The following is a 13,933-nucleotide window of genomic DNA, read 5'->3' as shown; positions in this document are numbered from 1 at the left end:
AATTGTGAAAAAGAAAAAAATGGTTATTCTGGCTTCGGGAAATGGAAGTAACTTTGAAGCGATTGTTAAGGCGCTCGGTGAAAAGTACATTATAAAACTAATTTGTGATAGCAAAAATGCATATGTTTTAAAAAGAGCAGAAAAATTAAAAATAGCATACAGGTTAATAGATTATAAGAGGTATAGAACCAGAGAAGAATTTGATAAAGCAATTTTTAAGGAATTAAAAAATGAAACACCTGATTTAATAGTCCTGGCAGGTTATAAGAAAATTTTACCTTCTTACATAGTAGACTATTTTAGAAACAAAATTATTAATATTCATCCATCATTACTTCCAGCCTTTAAAGGCTTAAACGCTATAAAGCAGGCTTTTGAGTATGGGGTCAAATATACGGGAGTTACAGTGCATTATGTAAATGAAGAATTAGACGCAGGTGAGATTATTGCTCAGGAAGTTGTGAAAATAGAAAATGAAGACACACTTGAAACGCTGGAAATAAAGATACATAAATTGGAGCATAAATTATTTCCCAAAATAATAGATGAAATTTTACAATCGCAGGAGGGAGATAAATGAAAAGAGCATTAATAAGTGTGTTTGATAAATCAAATGTAGAATTTCTGGCAGCTGCACTGGTAGAAAATGATTTCGAAATAATCTCTACTGGCAATACGGCCAAGTATTTACTGAAAAAAGGAATTAACGTGATAGATATTGAAAAGATAACAAATTTTCCAGAAATTCTTGATGGAAGGGTAAAAACATTGCATCCAAAGGTTCATGGAGGAATTTTAGCAAGGGATACGATGGAAGATAAAGAAATATTGGAGAAGTTAAACATTAAAAAGATAGATCTTGTTTACGTAAATCTTTATCCATTTGAAGAAAAATTAAAAGAAGGTTTGAAAATAAAAGATCTGATCGAATATATTGATATTGGTGGCCCGACTTTGATAAGAGCAGCAGCGAAAAATTTTGAAAACACAATTGTTCTTGTGGATCCAGGCGATATTAAACTTGTTATGGAAAAAATCAAAAAAGGTTTTATTGATTATGAAACACGGTTGTATTTAGCGGCCAAGGCGTTCAACTTAACTGCGTATTATGATTCTTTAATTTCAAACTATTTTAACAGGTTGTCCAAAAATTATTTTCCAGAGTATTTTACACCCTCTTTAAAGAGAAAAAAAGAATTAAGGTACGGGGAAAATCCCCATCAAAGGGCTGTTTTCTACGAAAATTCTTTTGAAGAAGGTTTTTTTAATACATTTGAACAGTTAAATGGTAAGGAGTTATCTTATAACAATTTTAAAGATATCGATGTTGCGTGGAAGATCGTAAATGAATTTGATGATGAAATGGTGTGCTGTGCTGTAAAACATCAAACCCCGTGTGGTGTAGCAATTGGAACAAATAATCTGGAAGCTTTTAAAAAGGCGTATGAATGTGATCCAGTGTCAATATTTGGGGGAATAGTTGCGTTTAACCATAAGGTTACTGCGCAAACAGCAAGTGAAATGAAAAAGATCTTCCTGGAAGTGATCATCGCTCCTGATTTTGAAGACGAAGCTCTGGAAATACTGTCAAAAAAGAAGAATTTGAGGATCATAAAAGCTAGCAAAAAGCCAGAGGATAAGCTGGAATTTTCGACTGTAGATGGAGGGGTTCTTGTACAGGAAAGGGATGTTGAATTGTTTGAAAATTTAAAACTGGTTACCGGTGAAAAGGTCAGTGATTCCCTGATGGAAGAGTTAATATTTGCTTTCAAGGTAGTCAAGCATGCAAAGTCAAATGCAATTGTGGTGTCGAAGGATAAAGCGGCAAAAGGAATAGGTTCAGGTCAACCAAATAGGATATGGGCGGCAATCGATGCTCTTGATAGAGCAAAAGATGGGGTAGTACTTGCTTCAGATGCTTTCTTTCCATTTGACGATGTTGTAAGAAAAGCGGGCGAATATAAAATAAAGGCCATAATACAACCAGGTGGTTCTATCAGGGATAATGATTCAATAAAGGCAGCAGAAGAGCTTGGAATCGCAATGGTATTTACGGGCATGAGGCATTTTAAACATTAGGGGTGGTAAAACATGAAAGTTATGGTAATTGGCAGCGGTGGGAGAGAGCATGCTTTAGCGTGGAAGCTTGCTCAAAGCAAAAGAATAAAGAAAATATATTGTGTTCCAGGAAATGGAGGAACTGCTCTGGAGCAAAAATGCGAAAATGTTAACATATCGGATGTAAAGGATATAGCTTTATTTGCAAAGGAAAACAATGTAAAACTGACAGTTGTTGGTCCGGAAGATTATTTAGTGAATGGCATCGTTGATGAATTTAAAAAATATGATTTGAAAATAATAGGCCCGGATAAAAAAGCGGCCTCTCTTGAGGGAAGTAAAGTTTTTGCTAAAAACTTTGCAAAAAAATATGGGGTTCAAACAGCGAATTATGAGGTGTTTGATAACTATACAAAAGCTCTGGACTATTTGAAGAATGTAAAATTTCCTGTTGTAATTAAAGCAGATGGACTGGCTGCCGGGAAAGGAGTTACAATTGTCAACGATTTTTCTGAAGCTCAAGAAGCTGTAACAAATTTAATGGAAAAAGGTATATTTTCAGGCGCTGGAAAAAGAATAGTTGTAGAACAATTTTTGAAAGGTTTTGAAATGTCTGTGTTCATACTTCTGGATGGTAAAAGCTATAGAATTTTTCAGACAGCTAAAGATCATAAAAAGGCTTTAGAAGGTGAAAAAGGCGCAAATACTGGAGGAATGGGAGCTATTTCACCACATCCTGAGTTTAAAGGAGAATTGAAAAGGAAAATACAAAGGAAGATCATTGAGCCAACTATTGAAGGTATAATAAAAGAGAAATTGGAGTACACAGGTATATTGTTTATAGGATTAATGATAAAGGAAGATGAGCCTTATTTGCTGGAGTATAATGTAAGATTTGGTGATCCAGAAACTCAGGCTATACTGCCACTTCTTGAAACAGATTTACTGGAAGTGTTTGAACATGTTGAAAACAGAGAGCTGGAGAACCTCAAGTTAAAATGGAAGAACGCAGTTTCGTGCTGTGTTGTTGCAGCTTCTAAAGGTTATCCATTTAATTATGAAAAAGGATTTGAGATAAAAGTTAATGCAACGTCAGATATTTCCACGATATTTTTTGCGGGAGTGAAGTACAAAAATGGTAAGTTGTTAACCAATGGTGGAAGAGTGCTTGCTGTTGTAGAACTTGGCAAAGATATTTTAGAGGCCAGATACAGGGTCTATAATTCAATAAAAAGAGTTCATTTTAAAAATATCTATTATAGAAAAGATATTGGAAAGGTTTGAATTTTTCTATATTATCATCATATTTTTTAATTGCTTTTTAAGTTCTAAAGGATTTTCAAGATGAATGGTTGAAAAACCTAATTCGCGAGCGGTGTTTATATTTTCAATTTTATCGTCTATGAATAGAGACGTAGATGGGGTTATATTGTACTTTTCAATCAGGATCTGGTAAATCTTTTTTTCGGGTTTAACCGTTTTATGATGACTCGAGATAACCATTCCATCAAAATAATTAAAAAAGTCGTATTTCTTGTATATTGCTTCAAAGCTATTTTTACTGAAATTCGATAGTATAAAAAGCCTGTAACCTTTTTCTTTTAGTTTAGGGATAAGTTTTATGTTATCTTCAATTGGTGTGAGAAATTCTGTGACTTTTGATTTTAGATGTTCTATATAAAATTTCAAATCCGGGAACCTTTTGAGATGTAAATTCCAGAGTTCCTCTTCTGATAGAAGTCCCTTGTCCATTAAGTTCCACTCAGTGGCATTGAATATTGCCTTATTGAGTTTTTCTGCTAAATCTTCTCCGAATTTCTCTTTCATATATTTGTATGGGTACCAGTTTATCAGGACTCTTCCAAGGTCGAAAATTACCGTGTCTATGGTCATTAATTATCACTCCTCAAATTCTCTGTATCATATTGTGAGATTTGGTACAGCTTCAAGACTGATGTCGTCAAATTGTTTTTTGGATAGTTTGTAATAACCTGCCATTGCAATCATTGCCGCATTGTCTGTACAGTATTGAAGAGGAGGTATTAAAATATTGTAATTGTAAGCATTAGCAAGTTTGTTAGCTTCTTCTCTAAGTCTTTTATTTGCCGCCACACCCCCGGCAAGCACAATGGTTCTTATGCCGCTGTTTCTTGCGGCTTTAAAGGTTTTTTTCAGCAAAATTTCAACGACGGCTTCCTGAAATGATGCAGCTATGTCTTCTACAGGGATGCTTTCATTTTGAAATTCTTTTGTTTTGTACAGTACAGAAGTCTTTAGCCCTGAAAAACTAAAGTTATAATCATTGCTGTTAAGCAATGGCCTTGGGAACTTGAATCTATCTTTTTTGCCGGTTAATGCTGCTTTTTCTATTTCTGGGCCTCCGGGATAACCTAATCCAAGGATTCTTGCTACTTTGTCAAAAGCTTCTCCTGCGGCATCATCAACTGTTTTCCCCAGTACTTCTATGTTTTCATAGTCTGATACTTTCAGTATTTCTGTATGTCCCCCTGATACCATTAACACAATGAAAGGAGGTTTTAAATCGGGGTAAACTATATAATTTGCAAAAATATGACCAATTATATGATTTACACCTACAAACGGTATGTTAAGGCTTAGTGATAATCCTTTTGCAAATGACAATCCAACAAGAAGGGCCCCTATAAGTCCGGGGCCGTAAGTTACGGCAATTCCATTTAATTCATTGAGTTTAATGTTAGCTTTTGACAATGCTTCTTTAAAAACTATAGGTAAATTTGTAAGGTGATGCCTTGCTGCTATTTCTGGAACAACTCCTCCAAATTTTTTATGTATCTCTATTTGTGAAGCCACGACATTGCTTAAAATCTTCCCATCTTTTAGAACTGCTACAGAAGTTTCATCGCACGATGTTTCTATCCCAAGCACAAGCATCAAGCTGACTCCTTCATAACGAGTTCAGGCTTTTTGTGTTTTATTATACATTCTTCTGTTACTATAACCTTTTCTATGTTTTTCAAGTCTGGGAGTTCAAACATTATATCTATCATTGTTTCTTCGAAAACGCTTTTTAGTGCTCTTGCACCGGTTCCGCGCTCTAAGGCCTTTTTTGCTATCGCATAGAGTGCTTCCTGGGTCACTTCTAATTCTATGTTGTCTATTTCAAACAGCTTTTTATATTGTTTGAGAATAGCATTTTTTGGCTCTGTTAATATACGAACCATTTCATCTTCGCTGAGATCTGCAAGCGCTCCAATAACAGGGAATCTTCCAACAAACTCCGGTATAAGGCCATATTGTACTAAATCATCTGGTGTAACATGAGATAAAATTTCTCCGAGTTTAAGCTCCTTTTTACTTTTTACAGGTGCATTGAACCCAAGCGCGCTGCTCTGTATTCTTCTCTTTATAATTTCTTCTAAGCCGTCGAACGCTCCACCAACTATGAAAAGTATGTTAGAAGTGTCTATTTTTATAAATTCCTGATATGGATGTTTTCTTCCTCCCTGTGGGGGAACATTAGCAATCGTTCCTTCTACAATTTTCAATAGAGCTTGTTGAACCCCTTCGCCTGAAACATCACGGGTAATAGATGGATTAGGAGATTTTCTTGCAATTTTATCGATTTCGTCTATATATATTATTCCATACTGTGCTCTTTCTACATCGAAGTTTGTCACTTCTAAAAGTCTTAAAATGACATTTTCTACGTCTTCGCCCACATACCCTGCTTCTGTAAGAGGTGTTGCATCTGCTATAGCAAAAGGAACATCGAGGATCTTTGCAAGTGTCCTTGCAATGAGTGTTTTACCACTTCCCGTTGGGCCTATTAGAATAACGTTAGATTTCTCAACTTCCACATCATCAAAATTTATCCCTGAAAATACTCGTTTATAGTGGTTGTAAACTCCTACAGACAGTATTTTTTTGACCCTTTCCTGGCCAATAACGTATTTATCCAGTTCTGCTTTGATTTCCGAAGGCTTTGGAAGTTTTTTAATTTTTCCCTGAAATGGTTTAACTTTTCGATCGCTTTCAAGAATGTCATGAAATATTTCCACACAATCGTTGCATATATAAACGTTACCGGGTCCTGCTATGAGTTTTTCAACTCTCTCAGCTGCTCTTCCACAAAAAGAACAAAATTTCTGAGCCATTTTGTTGCCTCCTAAATTTTACTTACTATTTTTCAACATTATTTTAACATGATATCACATTGTATATGTTTCCTCTATGTTTAACATTCTTTTCACATCATTAACTATATATTCGAAATGGTCGGGCTTTTCTACAAAATCATATTTATCGCCGTCTATGATATAAATGGGGGACTCTTTGTAATTTTTGATCCATGTTTTGTATAATTTATCAAGTTGTTCCCAGTATTCTCTTGGAACATTCATTTCCATTTCTCTTCCACGCTTTCTTATTCTTTCTATTATGGTATCCACGCTTGCATCAATGTATATTAAGAGATCTGGTTTTTTTAAAAATTCAAGCATTGTATAGAATATTTGGCGATAAGTTTTATATTCTCTTTCTTCCATTTTTCCTGTGATATATAGATTTTTTGCAAAAATTTCTGCATCTTCATATATAGAGCGATCAAGAACAGAGTTTTCTCCACTTTCTATTATCTGTTTTATACTATTGAATCTGTGGAATAGAAAAAACGTTTGAAGATGGTAAGCCCATTTTTTCTGGTCCTTATAAAAGTCTTCAAGAAAGGGGTTGTCATTTACAGATTCATAGTACGGTTTGAAACCGAGAATGTTTGCGAGCATAGTTGTTAAAGTTGATTTTCCCGCGCCAACGTTTCCAGCCAATACTATCATTTTACCCATTTTTTTACCCCCATTTTTTCTTTTATTTTGATTAGTAATTTCTCAACTTCTTCTGGATTAAAGACGTTAAAATTGTCTCCATCGATGTGTATATAATCGCTACTTTTCAACAAAGAAAAGTACTCTTTGTATTTTTTGTCTACGAGTGTAAGATATTCAATATCTATTTGATTTTCAAAACTTCTGTTTCTTTTTTTTATCCGTTCCACTATTGTTGGTACACTGGTATCTATATAAATGAGTATATCGGCTTTTGGTATGTTATCTGTAAGTATATTGTAAATTTTGAAGAACTTTTCTTTTTCAGTTTCATTTTTAATTGTGATTGAAGCAAATATTTTATTTTTCAGCATGTCATAGTCAGAAATAATGAGCCCATTTTTACACTTAGAGGATAAATATTGTTTATATCGCGCAACCAGGAAAAACATTTCCGTTTGAAATCCCACGTCAAGTCCTCTGTATAAAAGTGGAAGATAAGGGTTATTTTCGAACTCTTCTAATATTAATTCGTCCGCTTTTAACGTTTCAAAAAGAACCTGGGCAAGTGTTGTTTTTCCAGAACCTATATTTCCTTCTATGTTTATTCTCAAGATTTCCCCTCCTTTTTGAGAAAAGGATACCAGGAAAGAATAAAAAATTCAACCTTTAAAAATGGTGGGGAAAAGCTGAATGGCTGCCTTTACAATGGAAGGATCAAATTGTGTGCCAGCTTTTTCATTTAGTTCATTTAGTGCAGCTTCCATGGTGAAAGCAGCTCTATAGGGTCTTTGAGACGTCATGGCATCAAAACTATCAGCTACTGCGAGAATTCTCGATTCCAATGGGATATCTTCGCCTTTTAGCTTGTCGGGATATCCCTTTCCATCCCATCGCTCATGGTGATGCTTGACAATGAAGGCTATATCTTCTAATCCATTTACACTTTTAATTAATTCATAACTTTTTTTCGCATGACTTTTTACGCTAATATACTCATTTACGGCAAGTGGAGCTTTTTTGTTGAGCACGTGCTGGGGGATAACCAACTTTCCGGTGTCATGTAGTAATCCAGCCCAGTATATTCTTCTTACGGTCTGTTTGTCAAGTTTCAAAAATTTGGCAAGTTCTGCTCCATAAAAACCGACTCTTTCCAGGTGTGTTTTGGTATAATTATCAAAGTATCCGAGAGCTTTAAGCAGTATTGAAATTATTTTCTGGTGGAAAATTCGTTCGTATTTATTGTACCTTCTTAAGATGTAAAAAGGGGCTATTATTTTTTCCAGGTTCTCAAGATCACGCAAAGACTGTTCGAAAAAAGTTTCAAAGGAAAAAAAGAAAAAGCCCATGTTATCTTTTTTAAGTTTTATAGGATAGACAATTATCTCTTTGTTTGGTAGTTTTTCGAAAAAAGGGACAGCCGCTTCAAATTCTGAATTTTTCAACCAGTTTATAAGGTCAAATTTCTGTACAACTTTTTCTGGAATTTCTGGGACTTTTGGAGAATACCATGTCTGAAAGCTTTCTTTTTCTACAAGAATTAAAATGCTTTCTGTTTCTATATCTATAGGGGTTAAAAATGCTCCTGCGTATATTATATACGGAACATTGTTTTCCAGGAATCTTAAAACATCAACTATGAATTTTTCTTCCGGTGTTTCAAGAATGGAAATGTTACCAAGAAGGTCAACAAACGACTGAAATTTTGCAAGAGATGCTTCCAATGCATCATATACATTGTATATATCTTCTTTTTTAAACATCTTTTCCTCCTTTGTAAATAGCAGGAAATGAGCGAAATTTGTAAAGTGTTAAGGTTATTAACATTCAATAAAATAATAAATTTGTTTTTGACAAAAGTTTTACTCTTTTGGTAATTTTTATTATAACATAACTGTGACAAAAATTACAAATCTTTTTTTAAAAACATAGTATGTTTAAAATTTGGAAGGGAAGTTTTACGAATCAGAAACATCAGGATAATAGATAAAACAAAAGTAATCAAAATAATATAAATAGGGAGGTATTTTTTAATGGGAGTTGCGCTTGTTATTGATTGTGGAACGCAAAGTTTAAGAGCTCTTCTTTTTGATAAAAAAGGAAAACTTTTGGATAAAGAAAAGGTTGAGTTTGAGCCGTATTTTTCATTAAAACCAGGCTGGGCGGAACAGAATGTGAATGTCTATTGGGAGGCACTCTGCAAGGCGACTAAGACATTAAAATATCGAAATCAAAAGCTTTTTGAAAAACTTTTAGGAGTTAGTGTTACTACTCAGAGAGATACAGTAGTTGTAGTTGATGAAGCTGGAAAACCGTTAAGACCGGCAATATTGTGGCTTGATCAGAGAAAAGCAAAGAATGTTGTCTCTTTAAAATTTAAAGATAAATTATTGTTTTCAGTGGTTAGGATGAAGGAAACAGTGGAAAGGATTTATAAAAAGACTCGAGCAAACTGGTTGAAAGAGAATGAACCGGAAATCTGGCGGAAAGTGCATAAATATTTACTTTTGTCAGGATATCTAATTTATAAATTAACAGGTGAATATGTAGATTCTAAAGCGTCGCAGATAGGGCATATACCTTTTGACTATAAAAAGCAGAATTGGCCGGAAAATGATAAAAGTTTTAGATGGAGAGTTTTTGGGGTTAAACGAGAAATGTTACCGAAACTTGCTGAGCCATGCACCGAAATTGGGCAAATAGGGAGAAAAATTTCTGAAGAGACGGGGATTCCTGAGGGAACTCCTGTTATTTTATCAGGTTCTGATAAAGGATGTGAAACTCTGGGTACAGGATGTGTGGATGAAAAGTGTGCAAGTTTAAGTTTTGGAACAACAGCCACAGTACAGACAACAAGCGCCCGTTATTTCGAACCAATTTTGTTCATGCCACCATATCCAGCTGTTTATCCAGGATATTATAATCCTGAGATAGAGATATTTAGAGGGTATTGGTTAATAAGCTGGTTTAAGAAAGAGTTTGGATTCATAGAAATTGAAAAAAGTAAAAAAGTTGGAATACCAGCAGAAGTACTTTTAGATCACCTGCTTGACGAGGTTCCAGCAGGATCTCACGGATTAATACTTCATCCCATGTGGACGCCAGGGCTTGATATGCCCAATGCCAGGGGAGCTATTATAGGATTTAGTGATGTACATACGCGTGCTCACATTTATAGAGCTATTATTGAGGGAATAAATTACGCTTTAAGAGACGGGCTGGAACGAATAGAAAAGAAAGGAAAAGTTAAAGTTAAAAGATTGACAGTGTCTGGAGGAGGATCGCAGAGCGATAAAATTTGTCAGATAACGGCAAATATGTTTAATTTACCAGTTTGTAAAGTGCAAACTCATGAAACTTCAGGATTAGGTGCGGCGATTTGTGTTTTTACTGGAAGAAAATATTACGCTTCAATTGAGGAAGCGGTAAAGGAAATGGTCAGGTACGTAAAAGTTTATGAACCAAATCCTGAAGAAGTTCGTGTGTACGAGAGGCTTTATTATGAAGTATATAAGAAAGTATATTCTTCTCTCAAGAGAATATACGTAAAAATAAAGGAAGTGACTCAGTGTGAAGGTGATTAAAAGGGGGATTTAATTGCTATTTAATAAGAATTTTATAGTTTCTTTTGCGATGAACTTTTTAAAAAGATACGAGGTTTTATGCCCTGCTGGTAGTGTTATCCTTTTAGCGTTAGATAAGGCTTTGTAAAGATTGTTCGAGCTATTGTACGGGATTATTTTGTCGAAAATACCGGAGAATAAAAGAACTTTTTGATTTATAAACTTTGCAAAAGAAATAGGATCATAATGGAAGCATTTTACAGGATAGGCGAAAATGTCGTCTATGGTTTTAAAGTTTTTAATCACAGTTAGTGCATTTCCACGAAGCTTAACACAATGATTTTCAGAGTGGCAGCCCATTTCGTTGCCCTGTGTCTGGTATTCTTCTCTGATTTTTTGTGTATGGGGGGAATACCAGTTAATCCAGCGCCAATCACCACCTGTGAAAGCGAGGATTCCTTTTTTTAAACGTTTATCCACAGAGAGAGCCAGTGTGGAAATCATTCCTCCAAAAGAAAATCCCATTATGTTTATTGGTAAATCAGACTTTGTTTGAATATAGTCTATAGTTTTTCTGACGTCTATAACAGCTTGATGGAATCTTCTTCTGCATTGCTCAGGTGATGCAGAAAGAAATAGTTCTCCACCTTGCCAATCTTCGGGAGCTCTTGCAAGATGATAAGGAAGTATTAAAAAGTATGTGTTTATTCCAGAATTTCTAAAATATTTTGCAAACCATGTAAGATATGGAATGTGTCCGTTTCCTATTCCGTGAAGAAAGATTAAATTTGAAGAAGCATTGGGATTTTCATATTCATAGATAACTATTTTTTGAGAATGTGGAATATCGGATTTGTATGGTGCATCAAGTATTACCAAATTAAAGTCATTTCCTCTTTTTATGGTAACACCTGTTGGCAGGTTTTGATCATATTCAAATGGTAACAAAATTTATCACCTCCAATTTTTATTATAATAGAATATTTTTATCTGGATGTAAAGTCAAGATTAGCGAGGTTGCCCCCCTACCCATGTCATTCCGAACCCGAAGGATGAGGAATCTTAATCTGGCGAGAGTTGGGAAAAAATAAGATTCCTCACGTACGTTCGGAATGACAATAAGGAAAAGATCCCTCGTCACTTTGTTCCTCGGGATGACAAAAAAGAGTAGCTCATTCCAAGGAGAGTAGTGACGAAGAATACCCTCTCCTGTGTCATTTCGAGAAGCAAAAAGGCGAGAAATTCCCCCTTCTGTGTCATTCCGAGGAGCGCACGCGACGAGGAATCTTGACTTAGCAAGGTTAGCGAGATTAGCGAGAGTTAGCGAATGTTGGGGAAAAAATAAGCTCCTTTGCCTTCCTGCTCCTCAGGATGACATCCCCCTCGTCACTTCGTTCCTCGGGATGACAAAGAACAACGAGGTTAGTGAGAGTTGACAAGGTTGATTCACGGGAAGCTGGAAAATATGAAATGATTGAAACTTTTAAAGGGTTATTTTTATATTTTTTCACCGCAGAGAATGAAATGATTTATTATCAAAGTTTATTTATTTATCGGACAGGTGGCATAAATCTGGAGCGAGGTCAACGAGAAAAATTGTTTTAATTGTAACTTTCTTTTTTGAACTGTAAATATTCCTAAAACTGTACTTAAAGTCAATTGGATAAAATTAACTATGAAGTGTCTATGGAAAGAGAGGTGGCAAGATTTGAAGAAAAAGATAAAAATACTTTCTCAGATAGATCTTATAAAACTATCCTCTTCTGGAAACACAGATGCAAAGAAAGAGCTTGAAAATAGGCTAAAGAATATGGTGGAAGATAATGGGAAAACAAAAGGAAAAAAGAATTCTTGAAGTAACTAATTTAACGGGATATGCTAATAAAATAAAACTGTTTAGTGATATCAGTTTTTATCTGGGAGTGGGTGAATCGCTAGTCTTATATGGGCCACGTGGTTCAGGAAAGTCCGCGCTTTTGAGAACATTTGTTCGTTTAAATGAAGAGGTTTATGATAATGTAAGATATGAAGGAAATGTTTTTCTGGATGGAAATGACCTTTTTGCCATAAATATAAAAGATCTCAGAAATCTGGTTTTTTATGTGGACACTAATTTTTTAGAGGCTCTTGATTATTTGAGGTTCGACGAATTGTTATCTCTGGGGCTTGGCGAAAGTGTTGATTTTGAAATAGAAGAGAACGCAGAGACATTGGATGACTTTGGGATTTTGAAAGCTCTAAGAAATGGAGAAAAAACGAGATTATCTGAGTTTTATATATTAGAGAAAATAGAGCTTTTGCTTTATTTAGCCTACCTGAAAAATTCCTTCCTTGTAATATTTGACTGTATTTTTGATCATCTTGATGACGAACATCTTCAGCATATTTCTCGAACTGTTAAGAAAAAACTACTTTCAGAGAATCGTTCTTTGATTATAGCAACCCGCTTCTTAAAAAGATTTATGCCTCTTTCCGATTTGTTTATTTTTATGAAAAATGGTAAAATTAAATACAAAGGAGAGCCGAAAGATTTTGCCAATGTGAGGTGATAAACTTGTCTGTTTTAACAGTATGTTTGAACCCTGCACTTGACAGGGAGTTTTATATTAATGATTTTTCAATAGACAAACTTCATAGATTGACACCGGAAATGTCAGAAATGACCCCTGGTGGAAAAGCCGTGAATGTAGCAGTGGATCTTTCTTATTATGGTATAAATTCTGTTGTGATGGGCTTTATAGGTGGTTATGTTGGAAATGTAGTATTATCAGAGCTGAGGAAAAAAAGTGAACTTATAACAACAAATTTTGTACATATTGAGGCAGAAACAAGAGAAAATATAGCAATAATTGATGAAAAGAATCATGCACTTACTGAAATAAATTCTTCGGGACCATGGGTTCCTCTTGAGGACTTACAGCATTTTATAAAGAGATATGAGTTAATAGCAGCAAATGCCGAAGTAATTGTAATTTCAGGTAGTGTTCCCCTTGGGATACCAAATAGTGTATACGGTGAATTAACAAAAATTGCTCAGAAACTTGGAAAAAAAGTTTTCTGGGAAGCAAGAGATCCCATTATAATGGAATCTACAAAAATAAGCGTTCCATATATTTTGAAGCCGGATATGAGAAATAAAAAAGTACTCTTAGGAAAAGAATTAGTAAGTCAAAAAGATTATATTGAGGCAGGAAAAGAGTTAGTAAGCATGGGTGTAAAAATGGCGGTAATTTCTTATGAAATAGAGTACGATATAATAGTAACTTCTGATGGAGTCTGGATAATTTCTCCTACTGTAGAGGTTGAACATTCCCATTTGCTCGGAACAGGTGATACCTACATGGCGGCAATGGTTTACAAGTTTTTGAAAGGAGAAAGTCTTCTTGAAATGGCGAAATTTGGCTATGCAGCGGCGCTGGCGAAAACAAAATATAAGGCAAAAGAGACTCCTCCATTTAAAGATATAGAAGAAGCGTTTGAACACTTCAAGATTGAGAGGGTGGAGTAGGT

At 34.9% G+C, this 13,933-nt stretch carries 14 protein-coding genes; 7 read left to right on the top strand and 7 right to left on the bottom strand.

The features are described 5' to 3' along the window. Positions 1-4 precede the first annotated feature (4 nt). From purN to purD, 3 genes are read left to right on the top strand one after another with little or no spacing between them, the layout of a single operon-like run. The gene (gene purN / locus JYK00_RS01825; protein WP_228288184.1) at positions 5-580 is read left to right on the top strand and encodes a phosphoribosylglycinamide formyltransferase; all 576 of its coding nucleotides are present in this window, start codon (positions 5-7) and stop codon (positions 578-580) included. Next, positions 577-2,079 carry a bifunctional phosphoribosylaminoimidazolecarboxamide formyltransferase/IMP cyclohydrolase gene (gene purH, locus JYK00_RS01820; protein ID WP_207567020.1) on the top strand — a complete coding sequence of 501 codons (1,503 nt, stop codon included), beginning with the start codon at positions 577-579 and terminating at the stop codon, positions 2,077-2,079. The genes purN and purH overlap by 4 nt, the downstream gene beginning before the upstream one ends. 12 nt (positions 2,080-2,091) lie before the next feature. Beyond that, positions 2,092-3,342 (top strand): phosphoribosylamine--glycine ligase, encoded by a 1,251-nt coding sequence (gene purD / locus JYK00_RS01815; RefSeq protein WP_207567019.1) that lies wholly within the window; start codon positions 2,092-2,094, stop codon positions 3,340-3,342. A 6-nt stretch (positions 3,343-3,348) separates the two neighbouring features. Here the strand turns inward: purD and JYK00_RS01810 are convergent, their stop codons facing one another. From JYK00_RS01810 to JYK00_RS01785, 6 genes are read right to left on the bottom strand one after another with little or no spacing between them, the layout of a single operon-like run. Then, positions 3,349-3,951: an HAD family hydrolase gene (locus JYK00_RS01810; RefSeq protein WP_207567018.1), complete on the bottom strand. Its 603-nt coding sequence runs from the start codon at positions 3,949-3,951 to the stop codon at positions 3,349-3,351. Between the two features lie 27 nt (positions 3,952-3,978). Continuing rightward, the gene (gene tsaD, locus JYK00_RS01805; RefSeq protein WP_207567591.1) at positions 3,979-4,971 is read right to left on the bottom strand and encodes a tRNA (adenosine(37)-N6)-threonylcarbamoyltransferase complex transferase subunit TsaD; all 993 of its coding nucleotides are present in this window, start codon (positions 4,969-4,971) and stop codon (positions 3,979-3,981) included. Further along, complete coding sequence (clpX, locus tag JYK00_RS01800) at positions 4,971-6,194, bottom strand: ATP-dependent Clp protease ATP-binding subunit ClpX (protein WP_207567017.1); 1,224 nt, start codon at positions 6,192-6,194, stop codon at positions 4,971-4,973. Before clpX ends, tsaD begins: the two co-directional genes overlap by 1 nt. Positions 6,195-6,248: 54 nt before the next feature. Beyond that, positions 6,249-6,881 carry a deoxynucleoside kinase gene (locus JYK00_RS01795; protein ID WP_207567016.1) on the bottom strand — a complete coding sequence of 211 codons (633 nt, stop codon included), beginning with the start codon at positions 6,879-6,881 and terminating at the stop codon, positions 6,249-6,251. Then, a complete protein-coding gene (locus tag JYK00_RS01790) occupies positions 6,869-7,474 on the bottom strand; it encodes a deoxynucleoside kinase (protein WP_207567015.1) in 606 nt (201 codons plus the stop codon). The genes JYK00_RS01795 and JYK00_RS01790 overlap by 13 nt, the downstream gene beginning before the upstream one ends. 48 nt (positions 7,475-7,522) lie before the next feature. Then, complete coding sequence (locus tag JYK00_RS01785) at positions 7,523-8,623, bottom strand: HD-GYP domain-containing protein (protein ID WP_207567014.1); 1,101 nt, start codon at positions 8,621-8,623, stop codon at positions 7,523-7,525. A 270-nt stretch (positions 8,624-8,893) separates the two neighbouring features. On the opposite strand from JYK00_RS01785, the gene JYK00_RS01780 reads away from it, so the two are divergent. Then, the gene (locus JYK00_RS01780) at positions 8,894-10,444 is read left to right on the top strand and encodes an FGGY-family carbohydrate kinase (RefSeq protein WP_207567013.1); all 1,551 of its coding nucleotides are present in this window, start codon (positions 8,894-8,896) and stop codon (positions 10,442-10,444) included. A gap of 9 nt (positions 10,445-10,453) precedes the next feature. Here JYK00_RS01780 and JYK00_RS01775 read toward each other — a convergent pair whose 3' ends face one another. Further along, positions 10,454-11,371, bottom strand: a complete 918-nt coding sequence (locus JYK00_RS01775; protein ID WP_207567012.1) for an alpha/beta hydrolase family protein — start codon at positions 11,369-11,371, stop codon at positions 10,454-10,456. A gap of 760 nt (positions 11,372-12,131) precedes the next feature. Between JYK00_RS01775 and JYK00_RS01770 the strand changes: the two genes are divergently transcribed. The 3 genes from JYK00_RS01770 to JYK00_RS01760 are packed head-to-tail and all read left to right on the top strand — an operon-like array spanning position 12,132 to position 13,931. After that, entirely contained in the window at positions 12,132-12,278 is a 147-nt protein-coding gene (locus JYK00_RS01770) for a hypothetical protein (protein WP_207567011.1), read from the top strand. Then, positions 12,247-12,972, top strand: coding sequence for an ATP-binding cassette domain-containing protein (locus tag JYK00_RS01765; RefSeq protein WP_207567010.1), 726 nt, complete (start codon positions 12,247-12,249; stop codon positions 12,970-12,972). Before JYK00_RS01770 ends, JYK00_RS01765 begins: the two co-directional genes overlap by 32 nt. Before the next feature lie 5 nt (positions 12,973-12,977). Continuing rightward, on the top strand, positions 12,978-13,931 hold the full coding sequence (locus tag JYK00_RS01760; RefSeq protein WP_207567009.1) for a 1-phosphofructokinase family hexose kinase: 954 nt from the start codon (positions 12,978-12,980) through the stop codon (positions 13,929-13,931). Positions 13,932-13,933: the final 2 nt, after the last annotated feature.

Origin of the sequence: Thermosipho ferrireducens (assembly GCF_017358165.1) — a bacterium.
Classification (GTDB): domain Bacteria; phylum Thermotogota; class Thermotogae; order Thermotogales; family Fervidobacteriaceae; genus Thermosipho_B; species Thermosipho_B ferrireducens.
The sequence above is the reverse complement of the archived record's forward strand: the minus strand, read 5'-3'. Positions and strand labels throughout refer to the sequence as shown.

Coding starts and splice junctions, on each gene's coding strand:
- clpX (WP_207567017.1), bottom strand. CDS start 6,194: ATGGCTCAGAAATTTTGTTCTTTTTGTGGAAGAGCAGCTGAGAGAGTT.
- JYK00_RS01795 (WP_207567016.1), bottom strand. CDS start 6,881: ATGGGTAAAATGATAGTATTGGCTGGAAACGTTGGCGCGGGAAAATCA.
- purD (WP_207567019.1), top strand. CDS start 2,092: ATGAAAGTTATGGTAATTGGCAGCGGTGGGAGAGAGCATGCTTTAGCG.
- JYK00_RS01765 (WP_207567010.1), top strand. CDS start 12,247: ATGGGAAAACAAAAGGAAAAAAGAATTCTTGAAGTAACTAATTTAACG.
- JYK00_RS01785 (WP_207567014.1), bottom strand. CDS start 8,623: ATGTTTAAAAAAGAAGATATATACAATGTATATGATGCATTGGAAGCA.
- JYK00_RS01780 (WP_207567013.1), top strand. CDS start 8,894: ATGGGAGTTGCGCTTGTTATTGATTGTGGAACGCAAAGTTTAAGAGCT.
- tsaD (WP_207567591.1), bottom strand. CDS start 4,971: ATGCTTGTGCTTGGGATAGAAACATCGTGCGATGAAACTTCTGTAGCA.
- purH (WP_207567020.1), top strand. CDS start 577: ATGAAAAGAGCATTAATAAGTGTGTTTGATAAATCAAATGTAGAATTT.
- JYK00_RS01810 (WP_207567018.1), bottom strand. CDS start 3,951: ATGACCATAGACACGGTAATTTTCGACCTTGGAAGAGTCCTGATAAAC.